The 11,980-nt window shown below is 50.5% G+C and carries 11 protein-coding genes; 7 read left to right on the top strand and 4 right to left on the bottom strand.

Annotated elements, in window-relative coordinates; genetic code table 11:
• Window positions 1-251: 251 nt before the first annotated feature.
• On the bottom strand, window positions 252-644 hold the full coding sequence (locus DFER_RS08740) for a RidA family protein (protein ID WP_015811267.1): 393 nt from the start codon (window positions 642-644) through the stop codon (window positions 252-254).
• Between the two features lie 93 nt (window positions 645-737).
• Complete coding sequence (locus tag DFER_RS08735; RefSeq protein WP_015811266.1) at window positions 738-1,304, bottom strand: Crp/Fnr family transcriptional regulator; 567 nt, start codon at window positions 1,302-1,304, stop codon at window positions 738-740.
• A 287-nt stretch (window positions 1,305-1,591) separates the two neighbouring features.
• Between DFER_RS08735 and DFER_RS08730 the strand changes: the two genes are divergently transcribed.
• The 7 genes from DFER_RS08730 (at window position 1,592) to DFER_RS08700 (ending at window position 10,920) form a co-directional block, all read left to right on the top strand.
• Window positions 1,592-1,870, top strand: coding sequence for a hypothetical protein (locus tag DFER_RS08730; RefSeq protein ID WP_041734848.1), 279 nt, complete (start codon window positions 1,592-1,594; stop codon window positions 1,868-1,870).
• A gap of 86 nt (window positions 1,871-1,956) precedes the next feature.
• Complete coding sequence (locus DFER_RS08725; RefSeq protein WP_222837318.1) at window positions 1,957-2,826, top strand: TolB-like translocation protein; 870 nt, start codon at window positions 1,957-1,959, stop codon at window positions 2,824-2,826.
• 202 nt (window positions 2,827-3,028) lie between these two features.
• Entirely contained in the window at window positions 3,029-3,625 is a 597-nt protein-coding gene (locus DFER_RS08720) for an RNA polymerase sigma factor (protein ID WP_015811263.1), read from the top strand.
• Window positions 3,626-3,800: 175 nt separating this feature from the next.
• Window positions 3,801-4,997 (top strand): FecR family protein, encoded by a 1,197-nt coding sequence (locus DFER_RS08715; RefSeq protein ID WP_015811262.1) that lies wholly within the window; start codon window positions 3,801-3,803, stop codon window positions 4,995-4,997.
• 126 nt (window positions 4,998-5,123) lie between these two features.
• On the top strand, window positions 5,124-8,474 hold the full coding sequence (locus DFER_RS08710) for a TonB-dependent receptor (RefSeq protein ID WP_015811261.1): 3,351 nt from the start codon (window positions 5,124-5,126) through the stop codon (window positions 8,472-8,474).
• Between the two features lie 11 nt (window positions 8,475-8,485).
• Window positions 8,486-9,931 (top strand): RagB/SusD family nutrient uptake outer membrane protein, encoded by a 1,446-nt coding sequence (locus DFER_RS08705; protein ID WP_015811260.1) that lies wholly within the window; start codon window positions 8,486-8,488, stop codon window positions 9,929-9,931.
• A 77-nt stretch (window positions 9,932-10,008) separates the two neighbouring features.
• Window positions 10,009-10,920 (top strand): glycerophosphodiester phosphodiesterase family protein, encoded by a 912-nt coding sequence (locus DFER_RS08700; RefSeq protein ID WP_015811259.1) that lies wholly within the window; start codon window positions 10,009-10,011, stop codon window positions 10,918-10,920.
• A 51-nt stretch (window positions 10,921-10,971) separates the two neighbouring features.
• Here the strand turns inward: DFER_RS08700 and DFER_RS08695 are convergent, their stop codons facing one another.
• Both DFER_RS08695 and DFER_RS08690 read right to left on the bottom strand, forming a co-directional pair.
• Complete coding sequence (locus tag DFER_RS08695; protein WP_222837317.1) at window positions 10,972-11,442, bottom strand: Crp/Fnr family transcriptional regulator; 471 nt, start codon at window positions 11,440-11,442, stop codon at window positions 10,972-10,974.
• Between the two features lie 158 nt (window positions 11,443-11,600).
• A complete protein-coding gene (locus DFER_RS08690) occupies window positions 11,601-11,918 on the bottom strand; it encodes a nuclear transport factor 2 family protein (protein ID WP_187293445.1) in 318 nt (105 codons plus the stop codon).
• Between the last annotated feature and the right edge of the window lie 62 nt (window positions 11,919-11,980).

The raw sequence follows: 11,980 nt of genomic DNA, 5'->3' as shown, positions 1-11,980 counted from the left end.
TTTGCAAAAGTGTGTAGCAGGCGGAAATGACCCGCTTTGAATGAGATCGGCTTTCAATCAGGAGTGGCAAATATATATGAACTATTGGTTTTATAGAGTAAGTAGCTTAGTAATTTTGTTAGTCAGCATGGCCTGACATAGAAAAGCCGGCATCGAACTTGTTCGATGCCGGCGGAATATCAATGATAATGCATGAGCGAATTACAGAGACGAAATCAGGCTGGTGCCCCTCACGGTCACCTCGGCGCTGACTATTTCACGACGGTGGCTTCCAGCTCCACATTGAGCGTTTCGTTCAGGCCGACTACCTGCAAGAGCGTCACGGCCTGTTTCATTCCGTGCCTTGCCACGAACGCTTTGAAGAGGTCGAAGCAGTTATGGATAAACTCTTGGGAAGAGGTGGTGTAGACCGTCAGCCGGACGATGTTGCCGGCTTCGTAACCCGCTTCGCTGATCACCGTTTCCAGGTTTTGGATCGCTATCCCGAGCTGGGTGCGCATATCTGCATTGCTGGATGTGCCGTCGGCGTGTACGGCTGCCTGCCCGGCCACATATAATGTGCCTGTGGTATTTTTCACTTCCACGGCCTGTACGTAGCTCAGTTGGTCTTGCCACGTCCATGGGTTGATGATGCTCTTTTCCATTTTGTTTTGCGTTGATTTTTAATGCAAAATTAGGTAAGTGGCTGAGAATCATCACGTGCGCTACCGCACGTATTTGATGTGAGCTAAGTCACACTACGCATTCAACCTGCTGAGCGTCTCACGGGAAACCCCCAGGTAGGCAGCAAGTTGCGTTTTGGGCAGGCGCTGCGCAAGGGAAGGATGCTGCAACAGGAGCTGCTCATAACGTTCCTGCGCGCTGGATGTCATCATCGAAAGAATGCGGCGTTGCGCAGCCAGAAAGCCCGCCATCACTTTTTCCAGGAAGAAATGCTCGATTTTCGGCAGGCCCGTGCGAAGCGCATTGAAATCATCCAACGACAGGCACAGCGCCTCGGTGTCTTCCAGGCAAACCATGGAGAATGAGGCCCGGGTTTTCGCGTAGTAGGCCTCAAAATCATTGTCCCACCAGTCCTCCATGGCAAATGCGAGTATATGCTCCTTGTCGGTGGCGGGATCGGTGTAAACAAGCTTGGTCAGGCCGGATAGCAGGAAATAATTGTAAGGCACAAGCTCGCCCTGCTGGACCATAAACTGGTGCTTTTTGAATTTTTTGAAAACAAAATGCTTCCCGACAAACGCGAACTCGTCGTCCGTCAGGGGCATAATCTTTTCAATATGCTGCCGCAGCTTGGTGTGCATAGCCGGTGAGGTTCAGGTGGAAATGGAAGTTAAACGCCGATGATCTTTTTGCTTGTCAGTCTGACGCAGTTCGAACTCAATATGTTAGTTTGTTACCTGGATGTTACTGTTACTTTTGAGTCCGAAGTTACGAAAAGTAACACCGCGTGTCTTCTTGCATAATGCATTTAATGATTAATTTCAATGCGGCTACTAATCGCATCTGACTTTTTGTAAATTGCTTTCGGAGTGGAATCCCAAACCACTCCGGCCAAATGTCGGTTAATTGAAAACAAGAACTAGCAATTATGGAGATAGATGAAGCTAAAAAAGCAGAATTGTCGCGGGACTGGTTGCGCTTTATGATTATTGGAGGCTTTTTGTATTCGATATTTCAAAAGATAATCGAAAAAGAACGTCGGAATGGAAAGAATGCCATTCCGATATTTTGTGTTGTCCGGAGTGCTTTCTTTGGTCGTCGAAGTGGCATTATACTACTCCATCCGAAACTGGCCGGGGCGCAGAAAGACCGCTGTGGTATGGGCGATCGGATTTTTGTTTATAGGGGTTTGTTTAATTGTGGGTAAGTAAAATGTTTCCCATGAAAACAATTTCCTTATGCCCATTCATCATTGGTTTGCTTTATGCGGCAGGTCTTTTTTCAATCATTAGTTTGCCACAATCTGCTATTGCTCAAACCACCATACCACAAGATTCGGCTTATCTCGGGCAGAAGCCGCCGGGCATTGCTCCTGTGATTTTTGCGCGCGACCGGGCTTCTTTGATTGATTACTATGAGTACGGTTCCGTTTTTTCGAAAGATGGAAGCGAATTCTATTACGCGGTCATTGTCAATTCTAAACCGCAGATCCGTTGTATCAGATACGAAAAAAATGGCTGGACCGCACCAAAGGTTATTATCGCCAGCAAAGAATATGAATACAACGATCCATTCCTTTCTCCCGACGGAAAACGTCTCTATTTTATTTCCGACCGCGCTGCCGACGGTCGGGGGCCGAAAAAGGATTTTGATATCTGGTATGTAGAGCGAAAAAATGGCGACTGGTCTGATCAGCCGGTGAATGCCGGCGCAGCTATTAATTCCAATAAGAATGAATATTACATGTCGTTCTTAACAAATGGAACCATGTATTTTTCGTCAAATGGCGACACCGATCAGGCTACCGACAAAAATTATGATATCCGGTTTTCGAAGTATGCCAACGGGCAATTTGCAAAGTCCGAAAAGCTGGGAAATTCCATCAATACAACGCATTATGAAGCCGACGTATTCGTATCTCCGGATGAACAATATATCATCTTCTGCTCCGAAAGACCGGGCGGTTCGGGCGCAGGTGATTTATATATCAGCTTCAAAAACAGCGAAGGCAATTGGGAAAATGCAAAAAATATGGGGCCTGCTATCAATACCAGCGGCTACGAATTCTGTCCGTTCGTGACGGCCGACGGAAAATACCTGTTCTTCTCCCGCGACGGAGATATTTTCTGGGTAAGCTCGGAAGTGATTGGTAGGTTGAAGTAGTCCCCCCAGGTTCGCCGCTGAATTGGTCCGGCATTAATTAAATATTATTAATGCCTCTTTATCTCAATTTTTTAATCAAAAATTTCAATTTTTGTGCAGCTAAACCAGGTCGCATTGCAAAGTCTTACGACAATTTAAGTTCTGCGTCTGACAGCCTCGCCGGGAGCAGGCTGGTTTTCGTGGCTAAATTTGTGCGCATGTAATGGATTCACAAGTCGAGACAGATGAAAATGCATTGAGCCGGCAATTGAAAAACGGCGACCATGCTGCGTTTCAGGCAATATACGACCGGTTCAAACGGCCCCTGCTTGCACACATTCTATATGTTGTCAAATCACCTGACCTTGCTGAGGAGGTCTTGCAGGATCTTTTCGTGAAGGTTTGGCAAAACCGCGCCAGTATCGATCCGGACAAATCTTTCAAAGGCTATTTGATTACCATCAGCAGCAACCTCATTTACGATATGTTCCGCAAAGTGGCGCGCGACCGGCGATTGCGCGAGCATTTCATGGCATCATTCGAGGATACGTACGTGATCGATGATCCGGGGAACGTGGAAAGCGAGTTTTCTGAGCTTCATCAGGCGCTTGCCCTGCTGCCTCCACAGCGCCGCCGCGTGGTGGTGATGTGCAAGCTGGAAGAAAAGTCGTACCGGGAAGTGAGCGAAATCCTGAACATCTCCACCGCCACCGTCAATGACCATATCCGGCAGGCCAATATTTTCCTTAAAAAACACTTCCGCATATTTCAGCATGTGGTCGTGATAATTACTTCACTTCAAGCAATATTTTCCAGGTAGCATTAATTATTCATCTGTTTATCAGTGGATTGAATGCTAATGCATTATTTTTTTCTGTTGGGAACCATTGGTTTTCCGACTGCAAACGTATTACGGAAAATGAGCGACAACGCCGGATGAACTGAGTTTGCCGGACGGTTTGCCATGAAGACATCAACGTAATAATAAACGGAAGTTGGAGAAAAACGCACGCATACAGGACCTTGTGGAAAGGTATCTGGCTGGCACATTGAGCCGGTCGGAGTTGTCGGAATTGCTGGATTATTTCGGGGCAGATCACGAGAAGGACCTGCTCACCGATCACATCCGGCTCGCGATGCTCGACGATGTGACGGTAGATAACCCCGGGCTGCTGGATGATATCAGCAGCAGGGTGCAGCACCGGTTGGACGATATCATTGTTCCGAAAAGCGTCGTCCGTAAGCTAATTCCGTATAGTGTGGCCGCGAGCATTCTCGTCGCCGTTTGCCTGGGCGGCTATTTTTTAGTCCATGATAAAAAGGAGCCGCAAGCTGAAAAGAGAGTGGCAAGCACGGAGGCTGAGATCAGGCCTGGCGGAAACAGGGCGGTTCTTACCCTGGGCAATGGAGAGCAAATCGTGATCGACGGTGCCGCCAACGGCCAGCTAGCCAGTGAAAGCGGAACAAGTATTTCCAAAACCGAAGATGGTGAAATTGTATATGAACCGGCAGGGGCGAGTGCGGAAGATGCGCAACGTATCACCTATAACGTTATCGAAATTCCCAAGGGCGGACAGTACAAACTCGTACTTTCGGACGGGTCGGCCGTTTGGCTCAATGCAGGCAGTTCGTTGAGGTATCCAACGCGTTTTGCAGGAAACGAACGGCTGGTAGAATTGCAGGGCGAGGCGTATTTCGAAGTCGCTAAAAGCAGGCAGATGCCTTTCGTGGTGAAGCACGGCGACGCGCGGGTGTTGGTGCTCGGTACGCATTTCAATGTGAGCGGCTACGCCGACGATGCCCTGAAGAAGATCACGTTATTGGAAGGCTCCGTGAAAGTATCGCGAGCGAATCGTGCAGATAATCAGGCGCTTGTGCCGGGTGAGCAGGCGCAGATAGCCGGAGACGGAGAGATAAAGCTGCTCAAAGACGTTGATCTGGAAGCGGTAATGGCCTGGAAAAACGGGCTCTTTGAATTTAATGGAAACAGCATTCAGGAAGTGATGAAACTGGTTTCCCGCTGGTATGACGTCGATGTGGAATACAAGGGACAGGTTTCCCACAAATTCTACGGTAACATTTCCAGGGATGCCGATATTCATGAATTGCTGAAACTGCTGGAAATGACAAAAGGAGTAAAATTTATTGTTGAACCTCAAAAAAAGAAAATCACTGTTATGCCCTACCAATAGAAAAACGCTCGCTAGCAGGACATAAAAAAGGGAAGTACGGCGAATACTTCCCTGCTGAAAGTCTAAGCTAATTTAAAAACGACCTATCCAAAGGAAATTTTCAATTATTTAAACTTAAACGAAGTTATGGATTTTAATTCTAAATCTACGGGTGACGTGCGGATTTATGAGACGAAATCGCCCTGGCCGATCCGGGCCGGCGCATTGCGGCTCTGGGCATTGGTCGCGCTCTTTCTTTTTATTCACGCCGGCGCCCGTGCCGGCTCGCCGATGATCACGTTGTCGGTCAAAAATGCCCCGATCGAAAAAGTCTTTAAAAGCATCAGAAAGCAATCCGGCTATCTTTTCCTGCACACGGAGGAAGTTCTGAAAAACGCGCGGCCGGTCAGTGTCCATATTGAACAATCAAGCATTGAGAAGGTTCTTGAAAAATGCTTCGAAAACCAGCCGCTGAGTTACCGAATCTCCAACAAAACGGTGGTTGTCCACCTGGCGGGCAACAAGTTGCCTGCGCCAGCGCCGGACACGGAAAGTTCCGCCATTCCATTGCCCCCGGCCAGGGTCACAGGGATTGTGGTCGATTCGGCGTCGCGCATGCCAATGCCCGGCGTAACACTCCGCGTCAAGGGAAGTGCAGAGGGGGCCGTTACCGATCCCGATGGCCGTTTTTCACTTGAAATCCAGGAAAAGGGCGTGATTCTCATTGTGTCGTACGTCGGTTATAGCACGCAGGAAATAAGGGCGTCCGGCGGTGAGGATCTTCGGATCGTGCTGGGTACCGCCATTTCGGCCCTTGACCAGGTGGTGGTAGTCGGGTACGGCAGTGTGAAAAAGCGGGATGTGACGGGCGCTGTTTCGGTAATCAAAGGCAGCGACATTGAATCCGCGCCTGTTGCCAGCGTGGATCAGGCCTTGCAGGGAAAAGCGGCCGGCGTGCAGGTGACCGCGGTGAATGGCGCTCCGGGAGCAGCCACGACAATCAGGATTCGCGGCGGGAACTCCATATCCGCGTCCAACGAGCCGCTGTACGTGATCGACGGCTTCATCGGCGAGTTCAGCCTCACTTCCATCAACCCGACGGACATTGCCTCCATCGAAATCCTGAAAGACGCGTCGGCCACGGCGATTTATGGCGCGCGCGGGGCCAATGGCGTAATCCTGATCACCACCAAAAGAGGGAAAGCGGGCCGGTCCAATATATCGGTCAACGCCTACACTGGGTTCCAGCAGCTGCCGCGGGAAATCGATTTGCTCAACGGGCCGCAGCTGGCCGAATTTGTCAATGAGCGGGCCGAGCTTTTCGGTGCGGCACCTATTTTCGACGACCTGTCGAAGGTAACCACTACCAACTGGCAAAAGGCCATCACGCGCACCGCGCCCATGAGCAGCGCCAATCTCGCTTTTGAAGGCGGGACCGAAAAACTGACCTATTATTTATCCGGCAACTATTTTAACCAGGATGGTATCATTCTGAACTCCGGTTTTCAGCGGTATCAAACGCGGCTGAACCTGGATTTGAAAATAACCAACTGGTTATCTGTCGGGGCGAATATGAACTTCAATCGCTCCAACACGAACAACAATAAGGTAAACCTGTACGACGTCCTGAAAAGCGCCCCAACCACCTCGCCGGTCACCGACGAAAACGGAGATTATGTGATCGTCAGCAACCTCAATGGCGGCACATTTGAAAACCCGGTGGCTGTTGCCAAAATGACGCTTGACAACACCTATAACAACAGCCTGCTGGGCAACTGGTTCTTACTGGCCGATTTCAAAAACGGTTTGCAGCTCAAATCGCAGCTGGGGATCAACAACGTCAATGCGAAATCCAAGCAGTACAGGCCCGGCGCGCTGCCGCTCAGGAGTACCCAGCGGGTGGGCGGCTCTGCGTATTTGTCCAACACGCAGAGCCTGAACCTGCTCAGCGAAAATACAATCAGCTACAATAAGCAATGGGACAGCCATCAGATCAATGTACTGGGCGGATTTACCTACCAAAAGGAAAACCTGGAATCGTTTACGGCAACCGGACAGGGTTTCGCCAACGACCTGCTGGCTTACAATAACCTTGCAACCGGAAATCCGCTGCAGGCCAGTAACACTTCCACAGCCACGGAATGGACGATCATCTCCTTCCTTGCCCGCCTGAATTACTCCCTGAAAGGCAAATACCTGTTCACGGTCACCGCCCGCAACGACGGATCGTCGCGTTTGTCGGCCAATCACAAACATGCGTTTTTCCCTTCCGCGGCGTTTGCGTGGCAGTTGGGAGAGGAGGATTTTGTCAAAAACCTGGGCTGGTTTGATCACCTGAAAGTACGTTTGACCTACGGCAAAACGGGCAACCAGGCCATCGGGGTTTATTCTACACTCGCTTCTTTGAGCGTTTCCAATGCCTGGTTCAATGGCGTGCAGCAAACCGGTTACGCGCTGGGAACGCTGGCCAACAGCAATCTGAAATGGGAAACGACCGACCAGTTAGATGCCGGAATCGATGCCTCGTTATTAAAAGGCCGGCTGTCGGTAAACCTGGATTTTTATTACAAAAAAACCTACAACCTCCTGCTATCCGCGCAAATCCCCGGCACAACAGGCTATTCGAGCAGGTTACAGAATATCGGGACCGTGCAAAACAAAGGCATTGAGCTCACTGTGGAAGGCACGGTGCTCGATCGTCCCGACTTCACGTGGGATCTGGGCTTTAACATCGCCGCCAACCGCAACAAGGTGCTGGACCTGGGGCGTGGTTTGCAGCACCGCGAACTGACCGACGGCGCAAGACTGATTGTAGGCAAGCCCGCACCGGTTTTCTACGGTCTTGTGTACGAAGGGACTTACAAGAGTCAGGAAGAAATAGACGCCCTACCCACGCCCATTCCCGGCTTGAAGCCCGGTTTTCCCAAATTCAGGGACGTGAATGGCAATGGTAAGTACGACGGCGTGGCGGATTACGACATCATCGGAAGTCCCGAGCCGCTTTTCTTTGGCGGTTTCAATACGGCATTGCGGTATAAGAGGCTCAGTATGAACGCCTTTTTTCAATACACTTATGGGAATGACGTCGTCAACAGCTTTGGCCCACGGCTTTTCATGGGCGAATATGCGTCGAATGTTGCGGCTCAGCAGACGGGTCGCTGGACGCTTGAAAATAACCAGTCGGATCTGCCGCGTGTAGGCTCGCATTCTGTTTACAGTGTCAATACGCAAGCCTATTCTTTCGCGGTCCAGGATGGTTCTTTCCTGCGGTTGAAAACATTGCAATTGAACTATAACATCAGCTCAGAGCGGATTAAGTGGCTGAAAAATGCCAGCATTTACGTTACCGGCTCCAACCTGTTCCTGCTCGATCGCTACAAATGGGGCTATGATCCGGAGGTCAATTCAAATGGTACCAATGCGGTACTGAGAGGTTTCGACGGATACAGCTACCCGCAAAACCGCTCCTTCATATTTGGCGTCAACCTGAAACTTTAAGCATTCCCGAAATGAAAAAATATATTCTTTTCGCAATCCTGACCGTATTTTCAACTGCCTGCGAAACGGCATTGGAGGAAAATCCCAAAAATTTCCTGAACCCCGACCAGTTTTTCAATTCCGACGGGGAAGCCATCCAGGCTGTTAATGGTGCTTACAATACCTGCTACTTTTTGTACGGTAGCGGCACCACGTATGATCTCGGCTACTGGTCGGCCCTGGGCACTGACATTGGCATTCCCAACACGGGCGATCAGGCTGGCTTCAACTATCTGACCTACACATTAGGTCCGAATGACGAAACCAACCTCGCTTCGATCTGGCAGACGCTATACAAAGGCGTGGCTAATTGCAATATGGTGATCGCGGGTGTCAAAGACAATGAAAAGCTATCGCCCGAAGTGAGCCGTCAGGTGACGGGGCAGGCATTGTTCCTTCGTTCGCTGTACTATTACTGGCTTACGTGTTTCTGGGGCGATGTGCCCATGTGGCTGGATGCGCTGGATGTGGACAAAATCAGCGGGCAGCTTCCACGTACACCTGTCGACGAAATCCGCAGGCAAATCGTGTCCGACCTGACCGCCGCTGCGGCCGACCTGCCGGCTCAATGGACGGGTAATGAACAAGGCCGGGTTTCCAAATGGGCGGCGCTGATGCTGCTGACCCGCGTGCACCTTTGGCAGAAAGATTGGGCCAATGCGGCCAGTGTAGCACAGCAGGTAATTACTAATGAAGGCGGAGAACACCGTTTGCTGGCCGACTACGGCGATTTATGGGGCATCAAAAATGAATACAATGAGGAGAATATCTGGGAGATTGACTTCACGTTGAACACGCATTCTCAGGCTTTTACAGACCGGTATGTGCCCAATCAGAATTTCGACGTGGTAGTGCCGGGCTATGAGGGCATGTTTACAGGGTACGCGCTCATCACGTCCACGCCCGAGTTTCTGGCGACTTTTGAACCGGGTGATTTGCGCAAACAATGGTACGATTTCAATGGAGCAGGAGGCGTAACCACCAAATTTCACTACATACGCAAGCACATCGAATGGGGTGAGCCCAGGGCAAATCACGGGTTGAATTGCATGGTTTTCAGAATGGCTGATGCGCATTTGATGTACGCAGAAGCGCAGAATGAACTGTCGGGCCCTACGGCCGAAGCCTACACAAGCCTGAATGCATTGCGCACGCGCGCAGGCTTGGCGAGCCTGAGCGGTCTCTCGAAAGATGCATTCCGGGAGGCAGTGAGGAATGAGCGGCTTCACGAGCTGAGCTTTGAATATGGCCGGCGCTGGGACCTGATCCGCTGGGGCACATTGGTGGAGGCCGTTCAAAAAACCGCAAAAAGCAATCCGAGCGGCGCCAAAAATATCCGTCCGCACCACGTGCTCTGCCCGATCCCGTCTATCGAGCTTTCTATGAACCCCGCATTGACACAAAATCCGGGTTACTAGTAATATCATTGGAAGCCGGGGATTTATGCCCGGCTTTCACACCTAAACCACAATCGCAACCAACCGAAATAGTATACATGATTACTACAAAACGTTTTTCGCTGTTCATCATGCTGGCCTTGCTGCCATTAGCAGGCATCGCGCAAAAAGCACCAAAAAGCCCGGTGGAACTGGATAAGCAGGCGCACCGCGGAGGATCCGGGCTGATGCCGGAAAATTCCATCCCTGCCATGCTGGCGGCCATCGACCTGGGGGTGAATACGCTGGAAATGGACCTTCATATCACCAAAGACAAGAAAGTGATCGTTTCGCACAATCCGATATTGAATTACAAAAGCACAACTACCCCCGACGGACGCCACTTAACCAGGGAACAGGCCGAATCTTATAAGTTGTACGAAATGCCTTACGACAGTATTCGGCAATTCGACATTGGAATGAAACCCAACCCCGAATATCCTGACCAGAAAAAGATCAAAGCGGTGATGCCGTTGTTTACCGAACTGATCGCTGCCACGGAAGCCTACGCGAAAAAGAAGGGCCGGGTGATCCATTACAATGTCGAGGTAAAGTCCAGATCGGGCGGGGGAGGCGACGGGATCTACCATCCGGCGGTTGGTGAATTTGTGGACCTGGTCATGGCCGACATTCTCAAAACCGGCATCCAGCAGAGGTGTATGGTGCAATCATTCGACGTGAGGGCATTGAAAGTCCTGCATCAAAAATATCCCGAACAAGCATTATCCTATTTATACAGCGGGCAAATCAGCAGTCCGATCGGTGATCTGTTTGCGGAGCTGGGTTTCACACCTGAAATATTTTCACCGATTTTTACCCTGGTCAACAAAGAGGTTGTCAGCTATTGCCGCGCGAAGAACGTGAAAGTCATTGCCTGGACACCGAATAAGGCCGATGAATTGAAAAAGCTGCGCGAGCTGGGCGTCGACGGAATCATTACCGACTATCCCAACCTTTTTGATAAACAATAACATTGAAGTAATCACCGGTGCCCAAAACCACCGACTGTCCGTTTCAAACGCTCATAAATGCATATTCCGCTTTCGTATCCGGCTAAGCGTTTCCGGCGTAATGCCCAGGTAGCTGGCGATGTGATATTGGGAGAATCGGTTCATCCAGTGCGGGTTCTCCTTTAAAACGCGGCGGTATTTTTCGTCGGGCGTGTCGGTGATCATGTTGCTTAGCAGGTTTTTGAGCCAGGCCACCGTGCGCCCGCGATTTTTGATCTGGTATAATGCGTAATCCGGGAAATTCCGTGTGGCATATTCCCAGCGCTCCCGGTCGAGTGTGAGCAGTTCGCAGTCTTCGAGCGCCTGCATGCTCATTGTCGACGGGACCTGGTTGATGAAGCTATCCATCTCGCCGCCCCACCAGCCTTCTTCCGCAAAAAAGATGTTGCGCTCGATGCCTTCCGGCGTGCGTTGGAATTGCCGTAGGGCACCCTGCATCACAAATGAAAGGGTTTTCACCACGTGACCTTCCTGAAAGAGCATTTCATTTTTCTCCAAAACCCGAGCGTGAAAAAGGGGGAGAAACTTTTCAAATTCTGAGGCAGGGAATTCATGCCGCAGCCGCAGGGTCTGAAATAGCAAATGCTGGTCGGTCATTAAGTAGGTGATATGTTGATTTGAGGTTACAAATTAACAAAATCCTACACGGAACTGATATGAGCCGCTACAATTTGCCATTTCCCGCCCTGAATCTGCCAAACGCGCGTGTAACGAAAACGGCCCGCCACAGCCTGGTTTTGGACGGTGCCTTGTATTTCCATGAGTGCAAAAACAACGATCACCTCATCCGATAAAGGCTGTGTTTTTATCTCGTGCGGCTCCATGGCGTGAATGCGCAGCACGCCATCCCGATGCGCGGCTATATCCTCCGCTTTCTGCGCCAGGCGCCCGTCGGGCCCCACCACAATGACCTGGTCTGAGATCAATGATTCCAGCTCACTGACATCACTGGCAATCATAGCTTTAAGGAGTTTTTGTTCCATCTCCAAAATCTGCGCTACTGCGTCCATATGGGCGATAT

It is taken from the genome of Dyadobacter fermentans DSM 18053, from assembly GCF_000023125.1.
Classification (GTDB): domain Bacteria; phylum Bacteroidota; class Bacteroidia; order Cytophagales; family Spirosomataceae; genus Dyadobacter; species Dyadobacter fermentans.
Note: the sequence above shows the minus strand (reverse complement) of the source record. Positions and strands in the feature narration are given on the sequence as shown.

What these genes read in the sequence shown, in the direction of transcription:
- DFER_RS08740 (WP_015811267.1), bottom strand. Translation starts at nt 644, where the DNA reads ATGGAAAAGAGCATCATCAACCCATGGACGTGGCAAGACCAACTGAGC.
- DFER_RS08735 (WP_015811266.1), bottom strand. Translation starts at nt 1,304, where the DNA reads ATGCACACCAAGCTGCGGCAGCATATTGAAAAGATTATGCCCCTGACG.
- DFER_RS08730 (WP_041734848.1), top strand. Translation starts at nt 1,592, where the DNA reads ATGGAGATAGATGAAGCTAAAAAAGCAGAATTGTCGCGGGACTGGTTG.
- DFER_RS08720 (WP_015811263.1), top strand. Translation starts at nt 3,029, where the DNA reads ATGGATTCACAAGTCGAGACAGATGAAAATGCATTGAGCCGGCAATTG.
- DFER_RS08710 (WP_015811261.1), top strand. Translation starts at nt 5,124, where the DNA reads ATGGATTTTAATTCTAAATCTACGGGTGACGTGCGGATTTATGAGACG.
- DFER_RS08705 (WP_015811260.1), top strand. Translation starts at nt 8,486, where the DNA reads ATGAAAAAATATATTCTTTTCGCAATCCTGACCGTATTTTCAACTGCC.
- DFER_RS08700 (WP_015811259.1), top strand. Translation starts at nt 10,009, where the DNA reads ATGATTACTACAAAACGTTTTTCGCTGTTCATCATGCTGGCCTTGCTG.
- DFER_RS08695 (WP_222837317.1), bottom strand. Translation starts at nt 11,442, where the DNA reads ATGCTCTTTCAGGAAGGTCACGTGGTGAAAACCCTTTCATTTGTGATG.
- DFER_RS08690 (WP_187293445.1), bottom strand. Translation starts at nt 11,918, where the DNA reads ATGATTGCCAGTGATGTCAGTGAGCTGGAATCATTGATCTCAGACCAG.